The 17,810-nt window shown below is 50.2% G+C and carries 17 protein-coding genes; 2 read left to right on the top strand and 15 right to left on the bottom strand.

The features are described 5' to 3' along the window. Window positions 1-47: 47 nt before the first annotated feature. The 7 genes from EV294_RS07060 to EV294_RS07030 all read right to left on the bottom strand — a co-directional run bounded on the left by EV294_RS07060 (window position 48) and on the right by EV294_RS07030 (window position 5,997). Complete coding sequence (locus tag EV294_RS07060; RefSeq protein ID WP_132305119.1) at window positions 48-2,003, bottom strand: ATP-dependent DNA helicase; 1,956 nt, start codon at window positions 2,001-2,003, stop codon at window positions 48-50. Between the two features lie 80 nt (window positions 2,004-2,083). Next, a complete protein-coding gene (locus tag EV294_RS07055; RefSeq protein WP_132305117.1) occupies window positions 2,084-2,308 on the bottom strand; it encodes a cold-inducible protein YdjO-related protein in 225 nt (74 codons plus the stop codon). Between the two features lie 250 nt (window positions 2,309-2,558). Beyond that, the gene (locus tag EV294_RS07050) at window positions 2,559-3,170 is read right to left on the bottom strand and encodes a LysE family translocator (RefSeq protein ID WP_132305115.1); all 612 of its coding nucleotides are present in this window, start codon (window positions 3,168-3,170) and stop codon (window positions 2,559-2,561) included. Window positions 3,171-3,253: 83 nt separating this feature from the next. Next, window positions 3,254-3,478: a hypothetical protein gene (locus EV294_RS07045; protein WP_132305113.1), complete on the bottom strand. Its 225-nt coding sequence runs from the start codon at window positions 3,476-3,478 to the stop codon at window positions 3,254-3,256. A 177-nt stretch (window positions 3,479-3,655) separates the two neighbouring features. Continuing rightward, window positions 3,656-4,408, bottom strand: a complete 753-nt coding sequence (locus tag EV294_RS07040; RefSeq protein WP_132305111.1) for a metallophosphoesterase family protein — start codon at window positions 4,406-4,408, stop codon at window positions 3,656-3,658. 32 nt (window positions 4,409-4,440) lie between these two features. Continuing rightward, the gene (rpiA, locus tag EV294_RS07035) at window positions 4,441-5,115 is read right to left on the bottom strand and encodes a ribose-5-phosphate isomerase RpiA (protein WP_132305109.1); all 675 of its coding nucleotides are present in this window, start codon (window positions 5,113-5,115) and stop codon (window positions 4,441-4,443) included. Window positions 5,116-5,331: 216 nt separating this feature from the next. Further along, the gene (locus EV294_RS07030; RefSeq protein WP_132305107.1) at window positions 5,332-5,997 is read right to left on the bottom strand and encodes a cell wall hydrolase; all 666 of its coding nucleotides are present in this window, start codon (window positions 5,995-5,997) and stop codon (window positions 5,332-5,334) included. Window positions 5,998-6,229: 232 nt separating this feature from the next. Between EV294_RS07030 and xerS the strand changes: the two genes are divergently transcribed. After that, window positions 6,230-7,327, top strand: a complete 1,098-nt coding sequence (gene xerS, locus EV294_RS07025) for a tyrosine recombinase XerS (RefSeq protein WP_132305105.1) — start codon at window positions 6,230-6,232, stop codon at window positions 7,325-7,327. On the opposite strand, the gene EV294_RS07020 is transcribed toward xerS, so the two are convergent. The 3 genes from EV294_RS07020 to EV294_RS07010 all read right to left on the bottom strand — a co-directional run bounded on the left by EV294_RS07020 (window position 7,324) and on the right by EV294_RS07010 (window position 11,742). Continuing rightward, window positions 7,324-9,132 carry an ABC transporter ATP-binding protein gene (locus EV294_RS07020; RefSeq protein WP_132305103.1) on the bottom strand — a complete coding sequence of 603 codons (1,809 nt, stop codon included), beginning with the start codon at window positions 9,130-9,132 and terminating at the stop codon, window positions 7,324-7,326. The genes xerS and EV294_RS07020 overlap by 4 nt on opposite strands. A gap of 18 nt (window positions 9,133-9,150) precedes the next feature. Next, the gene (locus EV294_RS07015) at window positions 9,151-10,896 is read right to left on the bottom strand and encodes an ABC transporter ATP-binding protein (protein ID WP_132305101.1); all 1,746 of its coding nucleotides are present in this window, start codon (window positions 10,894-10,896) and stop codon (window positions 9,151-9,153) included. 312 nt (window positions 10,897-11,208) lie between these two features. Beyond that, on the bottom strand, window positions 11,209-11,742 hold the full coding sequence (locus EV294_RS07010) for an ADP-heptose synthase (protein WP_132305099.1): 534 nt from the start codon (window positions 11,740-11,742) through the stop codon (window positions 11,209-11,211). A 181-nt stretch (window positions 11,743-11,923) separates the two neighbouring features. Here EV294_RS07010 and EV294_RS07005 point away from each other — a divergent pair, with 181 nt between their 5' ends. Further along, window positions 11,924-12,901, top strand: coding sequence for a YpdA family putative bacillithiol disulfide reductase (locus tag EV294_RS07005; RefSeq protein ID WP_132305097.1), 978 nt, complete (start codon window positions 11,924-11,926; stop codon window positions 12,899-12,901). Here the strand turns inward: EV294_RS07005 and EV294_RS07000 are convergent, their stop codons facing one another. The 5 genes from EV294_RS07000 to EV294_RS06980 form a co-directional block, all read right to left on the bottom strand. Next, complete coding sequence (locus tag EV294_RS07000; protein WP_132305095.1) at window positions 12,902-14,233, bottom strand: DUF4129 domain-containing protein; 1,332 nt, start codon at window positions 14,231-14,233, stop codon at window positions 12,902-12,904. It lies immediately after the preceding gene. Continuing rightward, window positions 14,230-15,336, bottom strand: coding sequence for a DUF58 domain-containing protein (locus EV294_RS06995; RefSeq protein ID WP_132305093.1), 1,107 nt, complete (start codon window positions 15,334-15,336; stop codon window positions 14,230-14,232). The genes EV294_RS07000 and EV294_RS06995 overlap by 4 nt, the downstream gene beginning before the upstream one ends. Window positions 15,337-15,347: 11 nt before the next feature. After that, entirely contained in the window at window positions 15,348-16,307 is a 960-nt protein-coding gene (locus EV294_RS06990; protein ID WP_132305091.1) for an AAA family ATPase, read from the bottom strand. A gap of 21 nt (window positions 16,308-16,328) precedes the next feature. Then, the gene (locus tag EV294_RS06985; RefSeq protein WP_165930595.1) at window positions 16,329-16,703 is read right to left on the bottom strand and encodes a YcxB family protein; all 375 of its coding nucleotides are present in this window, start codon (window positions 16,701-16,703) and stop codon (window positions 16,329-16,331) included. 166 nt (window positions 16,704-16,869) lie between these two features. Further along, window positions 16,870-17,790 (bottom strand): polysaccharide deacetylase family protein, encoded by a 921-nt coding sequence (locus tag EV294_RS06980; protein WP_132305087.1) that lies wholly within the window; start codon window positions 17,788-17,790, stop codon window positions 16,870-16,872. Between the last annotated feature and the right edge of the window lie 20 nt (window positions 17,791-17,810).

Genomic DNA, 17,810 nt, shown 5'->3' with positions numbered 1-17,810 from the left:
AAAGCCAAGAAAAGCATCCTGCTCTTCTTGGCTTTTCGTGTTTATTTTTAAGTTAGAGTCTCTACCGAGACACCCTCAGGCAATACGTTTAGAACCTGATTGCGGACAGCATTGTCATGAAGCTCCGTGCCGAAAATGACAACCGTACCGCGGTCATCGCGGGCGCGGATGAGGCGGCCGATGCCCTGTCTTAACCGGAGCAGCATATAAGGCATGTCTATCTCCGCAAACGGATTTGCGGAATCGCCGCGACGCGCTTCAAAGACAGGATCATTTGGAGGGAACGGAAGCGACCACAGGATAACCTGCGACAAGGATGGACCCGGTATGTCCAGTCCTTCCCATAAAGTGACCGCGCAGAGTACGCTTGTCTCATCCCTTTGAAATTCGGCGATGAGATGGCTAATCTCAGCCGAACCCTCGAACAAGAAGCGATAGCTTTCCGTAAGGCCGCTTTCATCTGCTTCCTTGCGGAAACGCTCAAGCTCCTCCATGGAAGGGAACAGGAACAATGTACGTCCGCCTTTTCGCTCCAAGAGATTCCCGGCAGCTTTCATCTTATCCGCCCAGCTCAGCTGCGCTGCCGATTCGCCAGGCATAAGCACCTGCATCTGTTCCCCATATTCGTATGGAGAAGGCACCGAGAAGGATAAAGACTGCTCGATTCCGAGACTGTCTTGGATATAATTGAATTCTCCTCCGACAGACAGGGTTGCCGACGAGAACACGATAGGCATTTTTTTCGAGAACACCTGCTCCTTGAGCACTTCCTTCACCCATCTTGGCATGATGACAAGCGTAATACCGTCTTTGTCTTCCGCTGCCCAACTGATCGGCTTCTCTTCCCGCTTGAACAAAGACAAGGCAAATTGAATCATTTCAATATGCTCTTCCACAATTTTGAGCTGGTAATCATCGATCGTAAACAAACCGCTTTCGAACACAAGCTCTTCCTCGATGGAAGCTAGCATATCCTGCAGGCGGTTCACCTCGCGGACCAGTTCAGGGCTCCATAGCACTTCTTTGCGGCTGGATGCGGTCACAGCCTTGCTATGGCGGGCGACAAGCGCGAATAAATGTTCGCTTTGCACAATGGCATCCTCTACCGCGAGCGCCAGCGATTCCCGAATCTCATCCTGCAGAAGGCGCGTTATGATGCCCTCGAATACCGCGTGGTTCAGCTTGTACGTTAATGCCTTCTGCGCCGCGGTCTCGAGCAGATGCCCTTCGTCAAAGACGACCGAGCTATGCTCCGGAAGGAGCGGAAGCTGACCCTCGCGCTTGCGTGCCTCGTAAGTCCATACATGCTCCATGTAGAAGTCATGCGAGCATATGATCAGATCGGCAGCTTTCCGATAGTGATCGCGGGATAAGGTCTGACCGCATCGGTGCCTTCTGTCGCAAACCAGACAATCCTGGAATACATCCCAACCTAGCTTGGACCATTGTTCGTCGTTTAATGACGGGTAGTCTTTTCGGTTGCCGTAAGGTTGAAAGCTTTGCATCGTTTCCGGCTTGTGAACAAAGGAAGGCAATCCGCGGAAAATCTCGTCAAAAGCTTCCGCGTCCTCATCAAATGCCGCTCTAGCATCGTCAAGCTTGTTCAAGCAAAGGTATTGATCGGGCGATTTGCCGAGTCTCGCATCGATCGTAAATTCCAAATAGCGGGCCAGCTTAGCGATATCCCCCTCCGGCTTTACAAGCTGCTCGATAAGGGATTCGTCGGCGCAGGCAATGATGGCCGGCTTTCTCGTGTAACGGGCGTAGCTGATGGCATAGAGCAAATAAGCAAGGGTTTTACCCGTGCCAACACCCGCTTCCGCAAAAATCGTCTGTTTCTCGGCATACGCTCTTTCAAGCTGAAAAGCCATATAAATCTGTTCGTCGCGAACTTCAAAGCCCGCTTCAGGCAGCTGTTCATAAAAGACATCCGCTATCCAGTCGCTTGCCTGCTGAATAAACGGAAGCTTGGGATCAAACTCAAATGGATAATGATTGCTCACTTATTTCCCTTCCTCCGCAAAGCACAAACGGCTGCGTTTCCAGACGCAGCCGTTTGGCTAATTCCCCCATAAGTTAAATACTAAAATTCAAATTCCGACTTTGGCTTGCGCGGCTTTGGCTTCGCTTTCTTCTGAAGAGCCGGCAAGTGCTTCATGCTCCGTCCCATCGGTCCCTTGCACATTGGACACAATTGTTCTTCGGCAGCCATTTCATCCCGAATCCATGCTTTGCAATCTGGATTTTTGCATTTCAAAATTTTGGTCGGTATTAGTTTCGGTTTCGTGATGTCTTCGCTTGTAGCCACTTTTTTTGCATCCTTTCCTTAACGCGTAAAAACAAACTTCGATTAATATATCACTTCCATAGCTCCTAAGTCAAAGGGGCTGAGCCGTTTTTTCGAAAGAAAAATTCACCCCGCGACGAGGTAAATTATTCATTAAAAATTTGCCGTAATTACTTCATATTCTTCGTCATTGTTCCAAAGTTCCCAACCGAGTCATCATTATTAACCTACTAATTTATATCAAGTTAATAAAATACAAATAGTAACGATGTTATTGAAAAAATAACCCATTTACCAAAGACCACACTCCGAAAGCAAGCAATACGACACCTGATAATACGTTAATCCATCGCATAGCCTTGGCATTCAGAGCCGTCCGGATGATCCCAACCAATTCAGCGAGAATAAGCCACCACAGCATGGAGCCAAGGAAGATTCCCAACACAAGCAGAAACGAATCCTCTGCCGTCGCTTTCGCCGAGTGGGGTATGCCCGCAAAAATAGCCGTAAACGACAAGATCGTCATTGGGTTGGTCACAGTGAGAAAAAAAGTGGTCAAATAGGCTCTCGCCAATCCGTTATTTAATTGAAACTCTTTCCCGCTTTGCGGTAAAGCCCGGACCGATTGATAACCTAAGTAACATAGAAACAATCCTCCAATAAATTGAATCCAAATACGCTGGTCAACCAGTACATTCGTTAACGCCGTAAATCCGACCGCGGCAATGAGCCCGTATACGGCATCCGCGGAAGCCGCTCCCAGACCGGATAAAACGCCATACCATCGGCCCTGGTTGATGGTTCTTTTCATGCATAACACGCCAATCGGTCCAACCGGGGCTGCAATTGACAATCCTACAAGAACCCCGCTCCACATACTCATGCTGACTGTTTCACTCCCGCTTTACAGGATTATCCTCATTAGTATTCCTGCAATCTCGATGCCTTCCTCATTCATTAACGCTTTTAAGTCGTATGGTTTAAACCATCGTATAGATTGGAGTACCCGACCGGCTCACCGTTGTACTCGATTATTGTAGGTACCCTACTGGTTAATGACAGCTCATATAGAAACTGCGGCTCGACCGGAAACGTTCCTTTCGGAAACATGTAAAAGGCTTCCGAGGCATTGGCGGGAAAAGCGGCTACTCTATTGAAGTCTTCTCGTGCGCTGTCGCGAAACGTAAGCAAGACAATACCTCCTCTAATAATCCCAAAGCATTCCTATTATAACATTCTTTCTTTCTTCTCGGATAAGTAAAGAAGCAAGGGCATTCGGATGCCCCTGCTTCGTGTTGTTTATATTAGTTACTCGAGCCAGCCTTACCGAAACAAAACAATTTGCTATGTTGTCCATGGTCCTCAGGCTTAGACTCTGAGCTGATCCCCGTGAAAGACCCGCAAAATAAATTCCCGGTCGGGCACATCCAGCTTTGCATAAGAAGCAAGGAATGCCGAATTATCATATTCCGCTTCCTTCAGATGCACCTCCAAGCCCTGATCGCTCACCTCTACAATCGCGTACCTTGCGGTAGAGTTATTGTTGCAGCCAAGGGAACCCGGATTAACATACATTTGTCTGTCGTTCCGGAAATAATGAACCGGATGATGATGGCCAAAAGCGATCAATGCGTCTTCATATCCGCTAAACAGCTTTTCCAGATTGCACAGGCTTGGTTCAACGATCGGACTAAACGGATCTTTGCTGATCGGATCCTTACATTTATCACGGGCAATATGATAATGGGTGAAAAGCATGCTTTTGCCGCACTCTACGGTTCGGATCACGCGGGGCATGCGTTCTAGCAGCGGTACAAAGGACTTGTCCATTCTTTCCGCTATCCACTTATGGTGACGTTCCGAATGGAAATGGCTCTGTGGATAAGATTCGCCTTTGATAATCGCGAGCACGGCCTCATCATGATTGCCGGATACGAAGGATACATCCTCCCTTGCGAAAAGCGCATGAAGAACTTCATTCGTGTCCGGGCCGATACCGATTATATCCCCTAAGCAATAGATGGAGTCAATTTCGTGCAAAGTGTCGATCTCATGAAGGGCTGCTTTTAACGCTGGCATATTGCCATGGATATCCGTTATCAACGCAAACCTCTTGCTCATGCTTCTCCACCCTTCCTGCAGTTTTGGTCGGCTTATTCCTTTGTAACGCTCCTGATCGAACCGTCAGCGGAGCCCACAATAACAAGACTTGCCATATGGATAAACAATCCGTTGTCCACAACGCCGGGAATGCGGTTCAGGTCATCGTGAAGCGCTTCCGGATCGGCAATGGCGCCAAATTCGCAATCCGCAATATAGTTGCCGTTATCGGTGACATACAGAGCTTCTCCGTTCTTGCGCAGCTTCGGTTCGCAGCCCAGCTTGCGAAGTTTCTTTACCGTCAGCTCGAACGCGAACGGAACAATCTCGACCGGCAGAGGGAACTTGCCCAGCTGCTTCACATCCTTGCTCTCGTCCACGATAATAATCAGCTGCTTGCTTGCAGCCGCAACAATCTTCTCGCGGAGCAGCGCGCCGCCGCCGCCTTTGATCAAGTGCAGGGCAGGATCAACCTCATCCGCTCCGTCAATCGTCAAATCAAGCATGTCCACATCGGCAAACGGCATCATCGGAATGCCAAGTTCGTTCGCCAGCTGCTCGGATTGAACCGAGGTTGCGACCGCTTGAACGGTTAGCCCTTCTTCCTTCACCCGTCGGCCAATCGCTTGAATCGCCCAATAAGCGGTAGAGCCGGTTCCAAGTCCTACTTTCATCCCGTCTTTAACCAGTTCAACTGCTTTTTCTGCTGCAATACGTTTCGATTCCATGAGATCACCTTATTTTATTTAGAATTTGTACAAAGGATTTAATTTTTAGTATAACAAAGGTATGAATGTTAGGAAATATAGGGCAGTTTTATTTATGGATAAAATAAAAGGCGCATTTCCGCTCGATCCGAGCAGGAATGCGCCTTCGTCCATTATTTCTTTAAATAAACCATGCCGATATCGGGCAAGCTTTTTGCATAGCCCTTCCTTTACCTTTTACACCGCAAAGATGTGATTACCGATTTGAACAGTTTGCTTGCGGGACCAGATCCACTTCGATGTCGCCGTCTTTGGATTGAAATAGTACAACGCGCCATTCGACGGATCTTTGCCGCCAAGCGCATCAAGCGCGGCTTTGTAAGCTGTAGAATCCGGCTTCAAATAATATTGGCCGTCATCTACCGCGGTGAACGCGCCGGATTGTTCGATAACGCCTTTAATGGTTTTAGGGAAGCCGTCAGCATCAAGACGGTTTAACACAACCGCCGCAACGGCCACCTGGCCTTTGTACGACTCACCGCGAGCTTCCGCATACACGATGCGTGCCAGGAGATCAAGCTCTTCCTGATTGGCGGACACCTTTTTCAACTGGGTCCAGGTTTTCTCCTCCGCTACGCCATCCGACTTCAGTCCGTAATCCGCTTGGAATTTGCGAACGGCCTCTTCCGTCATTTTGCCGTAAAACGTTGTGATCGCCGTATTATCGAAATAACCCAGCGTCTTCAGTCGGAACTGCAAATCCGGAACATCCGGACCAGAGTCGCCATAGCTGAGTGTAGCCGGCGCCGCTGCTGTTGCAGCCTGAAGCGGCATGGCAACCGTCATCATGAATGCTAGAATAATGGCAATACTATATTTATAAATTTGATTATTAATCAACATTAATACTCCTCTCATTTAATTAATAATTGTATAAATCATTAATTGGAAATATTTTGTTTAGTAACGGCAGGTTTTACACGAGTTTAACATACAGAAAATAATATAGTAACCCAAATACATTAATTACATTTATTTGCTAAGCTAACTTTTTCCTGGCTTCGGAATCCTTCTGATTGTTCCCTATCGCTTGAATTGGTACAATATAGGAAGATTTGAAGCGAGGTGAACAGCATTGAATGTGATCAAAATCAAGGATCGGCAGGAGCTCGACCGGCGTGTTCCGATGATGCCCTGGTATGTGGAGAAATTTATCAACTACAAGCTTCCCGACCTCTCTCCCTCTTCATTACTGGAGTATGTCAGAGATTACGAGACGTTTATGGGATGGCTGATTGCCGAAGGCTTATCGAGCGCGGAGAAGGTGAAGGACGTCCAGCTTATCGAGCTTGAACGGCTGCATATGGACAGCATTGATACCTTCCGGATGTTCCTTGCGACCAATCCGAACCATAGCAATACCAGAACGACCATTACGCGCAAGCTGTCTTCTCTCCGGTCTCTCTTTCATTACTTGAGCCAGATTGCGGAGGATGAAGAGTTCTATCCGCTATTGAAGCGGAACGTGATGGCCAAGGTCTCGATCAAACGGACGCATAAGCCAAAAGATACGGCGGCCAAGCTGGAAGGCAAGCTGCTGCAGGAAGAAGAAATTCACGAATTTCTGGCCTATATTCATGCCGATTACGAGAAGGATGTTGCGGAGAACAAGCAGGCGTTATATTCTTACCAGCTTAATCGAACCAGAGACAGCTGCATTATCAGTCTGATTCTTCATTCCGGCCTTCGCGTCTCCGAAATCGTAAACCTGAATACCGACGATATAGACGTGAAGAAGAAGCTCGCCTATGTCTACCGAAAAGGCAAGAACGACGATACCTTCAAGACTCCCGTCTATTTTCGTCAGGAAGCGGTGGAAGATCTAACGGCTTATTTGCAAATGAGAGACTCCCATTACAAAGCGCCAAAACGCGAAAAAGCCCTCTTTCTTGCCATTGCTAACGGCAAAAAAGAAGGCTCCCGAATGACCAAACGCGCCATTCAGGAAATGGTAATCAAGTATGCGAAACGCTTCGGCAAGCCTTATTTAAGCGTACATAAGCTCCGCCATTCGTTCGCAACCGATTACTATCTGCGTAACGATATTTATATGACCCAGGAGCAGCTTGGGCACGCCTCTCCCGAGACGACCCAAATCTACGCCCATCTTACGGATAAAACGATGGCCGAAGCGATCGACCGGATTAAGCAGGCAAGCGAAGCCGCGAATTAAGCTTGAACTTGCGTCAACACAGCCTCTTGCATGTTAAGCTGCGTATTTACCAGCTTCGCGTACAGACCGCCGTGCATCATCAACTCGTTGTGCGAGCCCTGCTCCGCGATTCGTCCGTCCTGGACAACAAGTATAAGATCCGCGTCGCGTACCGTCGAGAGACGGTGCGCGATGATAAAGGCGGTTCGTCCGTTCAGCAACGTCTCCAGCGCTTCCTGGATATGCTGCTCCGTCTCGGTATCCACGCTTGAGGTTGCTTCATCCAGAATGAGAATCCGCGGATCGGACAACAGCACCCTTCCGAATGCAAGCAATTGCCGCTGGCCAACCGACAGCTTCGAGCCCCGTTCCTCTACTTCCGTTTCATAGCCCTCATTCATGGACGCAACGACACGGTCCAGCCGTACGCTTTCCGAGGCTTGAATCATTTGTTCCCTTGTTGCCCCGTCATTGCCATACCGCAGGTTCTGTTCGATTGTTCCCGAGAAAATAAACGAATCCTGGAGAACGATTCCCATCTGCCTGCGCAGTGACTCCAGCGTGACGTCCTTGACATCCAATCCGTCGATCGTAACTTTCCCCCCGGTTGCATCGTAAAATCGCATCAACAGGTTAACGATTGTGCTTTTCCCCGCACCCGTTGGTCCGACAAGCGCAACCCGCTGCCCGGGACGAACCTTAAAGCTGACGCCATGAAGCACATCGGGCTTCGATTCTTCATAACGGAACGATACGTTCTCGAACGCCACTTCCCCGCTGATCGCCGGCATGCGGCGCGCGTCGGCCGCATCCGTTACCTCGGCATCCGTATCCAGAATTTCAAAGATCCGTTCTGCGGAAGCCATTGCCGACAGCACTTGGCTGTACACCTTGGACAAGGCGCTGAGCGGTCCCCAGAAACGCCACAAATAATTAATGAAAGCCATGACGAAACCAATCGTAAGCGCACCGTCCATCACCTGTTTGGCTCCGAACCAAACGACGATGCAAGTACCGATCATCCCCACCAGCTCGACCAGAGGATAAACCGTTGACTCCAGCATAATGGCGCGCATGAAAGCCTGCTTGTTCCGGAAGTTAATCCCTTCGAACCTTGCGCTGTTCTTGTGCTGGCGCGAGAATGCCTGAACAACGCGGATGCCTTGAATCGTTTCGTTCAAATGTCCGTTAATGGCCGACATCGTTTTGCGCGAACGGGTCCATGCCCCTTCGATTCTCGGGCGCAGCCGGTTTACGATGAGATACAAAAGCGGCATCATAATGAAGGACAGAAGCGCCAGCTTCCAATCCATCCAGAGCAGAATCGCCACAATTCCGACCAGGTGCGTGACTTCCATGACGGTTGTAATCAGACCGCCGTTAATCAGTTCGCCAATCGCGTTTGTATCGTTCGTAATACGGGACATGATTTTCCCTGCCGGCCGTCCGTCGAAGAAGCGGAAGGACAGCTTCTGCAGATGATTGAACAGCTGCTGGCGAAGATCGTACAAGATGCGCTGGCCGGTAAAGTTAATGTATTTGGTATGTACCCAGCCGCAGCCCCAGCCGATCAGCTTGATGCCGAGCAAAGTAATACCGAACAGATGAATAGCGGTAAAATTCCCTTTGGTAATGCCTTCGTCAATCAAATATCCAAGCAGCAAGGGCTCTGCCAGGCTTAAAATCATATTGACAAGGACAACGCCTATAATAAGAGTAAGCGTCTTGCGATAAGGCTTCAAATAACCGAGTAGCCTCTTCATATAGGCGGGATTAAAGGGTTTCTCCTCAATCTCGCTGTCGTCGTCCCATTCCACTTGACTCATGTATTCCCCTCCTGTCCGTTAGCGTCCTGCCGCGAGCTTCTGACGTTCAAACAGCTGACGGAAGAATCCGTTCCGCTCGCTTAATTGTTTATGGGTACCCTGCTCGATCAGACGACCTTGCTCCAATACGAGTATGCGGTCGGCATGCTGAATCGAGGACAAGCGCTGCGCAATGATGAAGGTGGTTCTGCCTTTCATGACTTCAAGCAGAGCCTCGTGGATGGCCGACTCCGTTGCCGTATCCACGCTGGCGGTTGCTTCGTCGAGGACCAGAATCGGAGGATTCATCAGAATCGCTCTCGCAAGCGCCACCCGTTGTCTTTGTCCGCCGGAAAGCCCGACTCCACGCTCGCCAATCAAGGTGTCGTAGCCGTGAGGCATGGTCGTGATAAAATCATGGATTTGCGCTTTTTGAGCGGCATGCTCGATTTGCTCCATTGTCGCATCCGGGTAGCCGTAAGCAATATTGTCCCGGATAGAAGCGGAGAACAGAAACGTCTCCTGCGGTACGATTCCTACATTTCGGCGCAGGCCATCCAAGTCGTAGTCGCGGACATTAATGCCGTCAATCTGCACCGTGCCGGAAGATGCATCGTAAAATCTGGACAGAAGCGCGATCAGGCTGCTTTTTCCCGAACCGGTTGCGCCTAATACGGCAATAACTTCACCCTGTTCAACTTCGAAGGAAATATCGTCAATAATCGGCTGATCCTTCGCTTGATCCTGGTCGTTAAAGAAGAAGCTGACATTGCGGAAGGAGACCTTACCTCGCATGTGATCGGTTTGGACTCCGTTCTCCGGCGATACAATATCGCAAGGCGTATCGAGAACCTCGAATACGCGCGGAGCCGCCTTGATTGCCTGTTGCATAATGTTAATCTGCCAGCCCAGCATGTTGAGCGGCCAAATAATTCCCCATGTATACCATTGGAAAGCCATAAACGTCCCCAGCGTCATTTCATCCCGAGCCACGTATACCGCTCCCAGCCAGATCATCAAAACAAAGGTTAATCCCCCGAACAAGCCCATCAACGGGAATGCCTTCGCTTCCAATTTGGCGCGGTCCATATTGGTATCGAAGTTTTGTTTGTTCCGCTCGGCGAACTTTTGCTGTTCAACCTCTTCCGTCGCAAACGATTTCACAACTCGGATGCCCGCAATGTTTTCCTGTAGGGTGGTCGTCAGCCGTCCGGTCTGCTCCCGTATACTGGACCAGGCAGGACCAACCTTGTTGCTGAACCACCATAAAATAAGGAGAATGAGCGGGATCGTAACCGTACTAATCAAGGTGACCTTCCAATTCATCCACAGCATAAAGATCATCGTACCCACAAAGGTCAACAAGCCGGTCAGCAGGCCCATTGCGCCAAAGCCGACAAAGTTTTTGACGGCTTCGATATCGCCCGTCATCCGGGACATGAGCTGTCCGGTCTGCGCCTTGTCGTAATACGAGAAGGATAATCGCTGCAGTTGTGCGTAAAGCTGCTCTCTTAGCTTAAACACAACGTTTTGCCCGACAAGCTCCTGGGAGTAGCCCTGCACGAACATCCCCGCGCTTTTTAACGCCTGAACTCCGATCAAGAGCAAGGTTAGCCATAAAATAAGCGATACATTTTCCTTCTTGATGCCTTCGTCAAAGATCTCTCGCAATATCCATGGCGCCACGAGGTCGAAGATCGTAGCGAACAGCATGACGACGATTGCCGCTGCCGCCCATTTCGCGCTTGGTCTTACGTACGCTAATACCCGCAATAATACCTTCACTCTCTTGTATGCCTCCCCTCACTGGTTAAAAAGAAACAAAAAAAGACCCCAAGCCGCAATTAGGCTCGGGATCCTTGCAAAGACGCAAACGCCATGAAGCGGATAGCTATCCGCTTACAGACGTCACATCGCGAAGGCGGCCTGCACGGCATGCATGGAAAAAACGAACCAGAACAATCATTGCCTGTTGTTGATTCCGCATACCGGACACCCCTTTCCCTTCGGAATTGTATTTCGTGTAATCTGTTCGTATCGTAACAGACGGACTCTCTCTCTTGCAATAGCTGATTTTGTCGAATCGCTATTAATTTATTAGGAATCCCCGAACTGGCTCGCATCCTTAATGGAGATGCCCTCTTCCACCGCAAACTCGAAATCTTCGATATCGTATACCTGGACAGGCACCCTTGCTTCGAGCAGCTTATCTTGAAATTCGAATTGATCGGACAACAGCGGAATTTGCAGCTTCGAGCTGGTCAGAAGCAGCTCTGTCTCGATCGGGTCGAAATATTCGCCATAATGCGCGTTATCTACGGCATGTACAACCGTGAACTGTATCCTGTCGTTTAAGATTAGCGGAGAGCTTTCCCGCCAAGGCACCTGCATGGCGCGTTCGATCTTTTTCCGGTTGAGCGGATCCTCGAAAAATGTAATGAGCTCGCCGATTTTGCTCTTTACATGCGCGTCATCCTCCGGATCATCCATTACCGGCTCTGCCCCGTCTCTCATATCGTACAATTCAAGAATGGATGAATAAGGCACGACGTAATCAATCGGACGGCTCGGAATAAGGAGATGTCCATACGTTGCCACCATAACCGCTTCTATAACAAATCGCCGTCGCATGTTTGCCCCTCCTTCTCTAACCACGGTTCCACATTATTATACAATAATACCTCCCCTGTACAAGATAGCCATTCGCCAAATTTGCATAAAATCCGCGGGTAGCTGTACAATGAAGGTTAATGTTTGCAGGTATGAATGATCAGTATTACTCTTTTTTTCGTTTAAGGAGGTTCCACGACAAATGATCAAAGAAGAAGCCATTATTATCGGAGCCGGTCCCTGCGGCCTTGCCGCCGCCATTGAGCTTGAGAGGATTGGACTTCATCCCGTCATTATCGAAAAAAGCAACATTGCCCATTCCATTTCCATGTATCCTACATACATGCATTTCTTCAGTACGCCGGAACGGCTGGAGATCGGAGAGATTCCGTTTACGACGCCCAATGATAAGCCATCCCGCCTTGAAGCGATCAATTACTACCGGACTGCAGCGCTTCGCAACAACCTGCGCGTGAATGCGTATGAAACCGTCCTCCGGGTCGAACGGCAGGAAAGCGGGCTTTTCCGTTTAACCAGCGCTGACCGCTACGGCGAAGAAAAACAATACGAGGCCCGTTACGTGGTTGTCGCCACCGGCTACTTCGATCATCCGAATTATCTCGGAATCCCCGGTGAAGAGATGGACAAAGTCACTCACTTCTTCCGGGAGGCCCATCCCTATACCGGCATGGAGGTCGCGATTATCGGCGGCAGCAACTCGGCAATCGACGCAGCGCTTGAGCTGGAACGAGTCGGTGCAAAGGTTACGGTCATATACCGCGGAGCGGACTACTCCTCGAGCATTAAGCCATGGGTGCGGCCCGGCTTTGAAGCCAAAGTTAATAACGGCATCATTCGCATGTTATTTGAGTCCCGCGTTGTTGAGATTGATAAACGTCATGTCGTCGTCGAAAATCCCGAAGGACGCCATCCCATCGCCAATGATTTCGTGCTCGCCCTTACCGGCTTCCATCCCGACCGCGATTTTCTCACGAACTCCGGCGTGCGCATCGAGGAAGAAGGCTTCCCGTGCTTTGACGAAACAACAATGGAGACAAACGTACCCGGCCTGTATCTGGCAGGTGTCGTTGCCTCCAAGCATGAAGCGAATGAAATTTTTATCGAATCCGGCCGTTTTCACGGCAACAAGATTGCCGAGCATATTGTTTCGCTTCGTTAATTATTTGCGCAACTCGTCCAATTTCTTCTTAAGGGATTGGACGAGTTCTTCTTTTGGCTCCCGTCCACCGTAACGAGCTTCGTCATACAGACGGGCAAGACTATCGGCATCTGCCTGCGAGACGGATTTGCTGCTCCAGGCCGTAATATCCGACGCGGTTTCTCTAACCGTGTAATGAGGCTTATAATCATACCCCCGGCCTACGGCAGCCGCAACATATCTCCGGTACAGATAACGGATTTTCTCTCCGGTTGTAGACAGCTCCTCCCAGCGTGCTTCCTTCTTCCTGCTTGATTTGCCAAGTCTTACGCTCCATTTGGTTCGGTCAACCAGACTTTCAACCTCATCCGTATAACCGACGGCGGCATCCTTGCTGTCAGCAGCCCGTTCCCAGATTCTGCCCAGCATCTTGTTTAAGAGACCGTACAGCTTGCGGCCAATAAAGAACAAGAGTACCGCGACACCAATGATCAGAAGCGCGATGCCAATATATTTCGCTACCAGTTCCAATCTTTCCAGCCAAGCCGGCGGATTATGCGCCTCTACGGGTGGCAGTCCGCTTGGGGGAGGCTGCGTGTCGGAAGGCGGCTCCTCGATCGGTTTGCCTGAACCGTCCATCCAGCCCAAAATTTTGTTCATAACCGCATGGAAAAACGATTCAATGGAAGACTGAAGCTGGCGGAACAAACCTGCTAGGAGAAGAAGAACGGCTACAATCGTCAACATGAAACGGTTTTGCCGTTTGAATGTTCTTGTCGTCGACGATTGAATAGCTCCGCCGGATTGCGTCTCATAGGACAATAAACGTTCATTAATGATGTAAAGCATTAGAACAAGAGCAACAATGCCGCAAATGGTCAGGAACGTAAAATACGGCTGCAGCTGCTCCTGAAGATGGGCAACGATCGTTAATATCGTATACAGAATGACACTAACGAACATAAACGTGTTCGGAAAGGAGGCATACCAGCCTTTGGTGCCTGCTCCCATTCCTCTAACGGCCGTAAAGGCTCCAAGCAGTATCGGCAGGGCAACCGCCGCTCCCGGAAGATCCGCCTGAACGGCCATTAATACGGCATAGATCAAGCCGGCATGAAGCGCTCCAAGCAGAATACCCAGCAGCAGCCGGTATATCCTGCGGTTATTTTTCAACTTTCGGATCCACACTGCCCCCGTCATATAAATGAACGGGACGGTCAGAAGCCATACCGCCGTAAACGCATCGGTTGACGTATAGAAAAGGGCGATAAACCATATCGGCAAAGCGAATAACGTTTCTATGCTCCCATAAATCAAATGCAGCAGTGAATGCCGCTTTTTCAATTGGTTCATCCTGCTTCACCTGCCTGCTCTTGAACCGGATTCGGCGTCAGCTTCCAATGAACAACCGCATTCCCGTTGCGGCGAAGCCTGTCCGCTTGGAGCTCGAGTTGATCGTTCCAAAAGCTGGAGATCACAAGCACGTCACGCTGGGAGTAGCCGCTGTCCGCTTCCCGGGCTAACAGATCCGCAAAGGGCTCTGTCCGCACAAGCTCAAGCTTTGCCATGGCCTCGAATATATCCGTCAAATGCCCTCCGCCGCTGCGCGGTTCAATGAACGTGCTGCCGGACTCCCCGATAATCGGCATGTTCGTGCAGAAGCCCGCTTCCATGCCGCCTTGTATAACGGCCTGGGCTGCACCTGCCGCCCATTCGATTCCGTGCTCGATAAGCTCTTCGTCATTAATGGAACGCCACATGCTTTCGTTGTCTTCCGCGTTCAGGTAAACCATCAGCCTGCGGTCCGCCGTATAGTCGTATTGATGAACCTGAAGATTGCCGGTCCTTGCCGTTGCTTTCCAATTGACCATTTTGTAGGTGTCCCCGGAACGGTACTCGCGAGTCCCCATCACGACAAACGGATCCTCGACAATCCAGCGTCTTACGGACATCTCCCCTTGCCAGCTATGCGAAGGCAGTTGATGCACGGGTACCTCTGCAGGTGTCGGGTAGACGATTAATTCGCCATTTAATGCAATTTGCTTCGTCTGATGCAGAAAGCCTAGCAGATCGCCCGCCGTCATGGTCACCGACTGCAGCTTATACCAGCCCCGCTTCTTGCATTCGATGCGGTGTCTTCTCGTGATTTTCGTATAAGGCATAAGGGTGAAAAAGCTTTTATGATTTTGCAGCAGCTTGCCGCTGCTCACTTCCAGATTATCCTGCCGGTGAAACCTTAAGTCCGAAGATAACTGGGACTCGACCCGCATCCAGGGAACGGGCAGCCATTTGGCATTGGTCAACTGCTCGACCAGCTCGATCGTTTCGCCGCGAAAGCTAACCCTTTTTTGAAATTGCCGTTCATACCCGATTTGACGCAAAGCATACTTATGAAAGATTTTGGCCTGCAGGAAAAAGACAATGATTGCGGCAAACGCTACCCAAAATATAATCATCGATTGACCCCCTATCGGGAGCCGATTCCAGCTTCCGCAGGCACCGCGGTTTGCCGGATAATATCTTCGATAATGTCTTCCGCATGCTTATGAGACCTCTGCATTCCCCTTAGAGACAAGCGGTGCGCCAGCACCGGCTTCGCCATCGCTTTCACGTCATCCGGCGTGACGTAATCCCGGCCGCGCAGAATCGCATGGACCTGCGAAGCTCTAAGGAGCGCCTGGCTGCCGCGCGGACTTACGCCAACAAGAATATCGTCGCGCGTGCGGGTCCGTTCGATCAGCTGAAGCAGATAATGCAGCACTTCGTCTTCTATGCGGACTTCCGCATAATGACGCTGGGCTTCCGCGATATCGGCAGCTGTTGCAACCGCATCCAATTGCGATAACGGGTCGGCATTATTAAAGCGTTTCAGGATTTGAAGCGCTTCCTCCGTTGTGGGATAGCCCATCTGGATCTTGAATAAGAACCGGTCAAGCTGCGCTTCCGGCAGCGGGAACGTACCTTGATGCTCCACCGGATTTTGGGTTGCAATGACCATAAACGGCTTGTCCAGACGTTTCGTCTCTCCGTCGACGCTAATCTGACGCTCTTCCATGCATTCGAGCAGGCTGGATTGCGTCCGCGGAGTAGCTCGGTTTATCTCGTCGGCAAGCAGCAGATTCGTAAAGAGCGGCCCCGGACGAAACTCGAAGCCGCCCTCTTTCTGATTGTAATACTGGATCCCGCTCAGATCGGAAGGCAACAGGTCCGGCGTGAACTGTACCCGGCGGAACTGGAGCTTCAACGACTGCGCCAGCGATTTGGCGAGCAGCGTTTTCCCCGTGCCGGGCACATCCTCCAGCAGAACATGGCCCGAAGTAATTAAGGCGATAAACAACAATTCGGTAACGCTTTCTTTTCCAACAATAACCTGGCCGATATTGGTCTTCAGTCTCTCCGCTAATTGGTTAATCGATTGAAATGACATAAGTGCGTCTCCTTTGTCCGGTTATCGGATGACTCCCGTAGTTATGGAAAGATGGCTTTGAACGATCTGACGGAATAATTGTTCCTGCTCGCTATTACGGAACGATTCTTTCGGGACGATCCAATACTGCCTCTTATTATGGAACAAAAAATAATAGTGCTGGTTCTCCCAGACCTTCGCGAAATAACTCCAATTCACATTGGATGTTCCATCCGCCATCGTTAATTTAAGATTATCGGAATTAAAGCTGTATTCGAACTCTCCGTTCAGCTTTCTGTCTTTAACGATTCTCCTTGGATGAATAATACATTGGGTTACATAGTTTAATAGCGCTAATATAACGACTGCAGCCGCAATGACCGCCAGCAGCCTGGAATTCGTAGCGGCGGCAATCACGAAACAGGTTATAACCAATAAGATCTCGAAAACCCACGTTAGTCGAATTCGCAAGGTTTGAAAATATAAACTCTTCATCGCTCTAGCTACATGCTGGCTATAATGAAATCGTATGGTTTCCAAAAATTCTCCCCCGATAATCCCAGTTCCTGTTTCGGTTTCAATTTTACGGCCTTCCGTATACGGTGCTTTGCAGCAGCTGCAAATCTCTCCAGCGGATCAGGCGGATCCCTTCCGACCGCAAGGTTTGCTGGACGTCCGGATCGCGGAACAATTGGAACTCCATGCCGCGCTTCTCCGGCTGACCGTGGAAAGCCAGCAGCTCATCCGTCACGAGAGAAGGATGGAATAACAATTCGGTAACGCCCGGCTGCAGCTGCTTCAATTGCTGCTTCAGGTCGGCCTTAACCGTATCGTAGGTATCTCCCGGCTTAAGCGGGAACGGAAGGCCAACCAAATAATCAAGAACGACGACTCCCATTGCATGGGCCAGCAAACCAAGCTGGCGCGCCTGCTCCTCCAGCTCGGGCGGAACCATCTGCCCGTTTGCCGCCGCCACCTTGCGGGGCATCCGGAACGGCAGCCCGTATGCTGAGCATACTTCGAATATTTCTTTCAGAAAGTTTTTGCCCGTCTCCAGACCGTACAAGCTTCCCATGTGGTTATCGGCATGAGTTGGATTCATTCCCAATTCAAGCGCGGCTTCGATCTGGGCAATCATTTCCTTCTTCACCTGCCGAGGTTCAGCCTGAAGCTCGAAGCTTCTGCAATCCTTCGGGAAATACCCTTCGGCGGTTACCAGCGACTGCGTATCGCTGCCCTTGAGAACCGGCCCCCAACGGTAAGAATCCCATTCGCTTGTAAACGTAAAATGAATGCCCACATCGTATTGCGGATGTGTGGCACTCCAAAGAGCTGCTTCGCGAGAGGACTTGCACGGCATCATAAGGGTTGCCGAGCTTACCGCCTGTTCCTGAAGCAGCTGCTGTATTCCTTTATTGGTTGACTGACACAGTCCGTAATCGTCAGCGTTAATGATCAACAATCGTTCCTGGCTGTCGTATCCAAGCGATGCTGCAACGTTCATACCGGCACATCCTCTCTCAA

This window comes from Paenibacillus sp. BK033 (genome assembly GCF_004345425.1).
Taxonomy (GTDB): Bacteria; Bacillota; Bacilli; order Paenibacillales; family Paenibacillaceae; genus Pristimantibacillus.
This window is presented reverse-complemented; position numbering and strand designations above follow the sequence as displayed.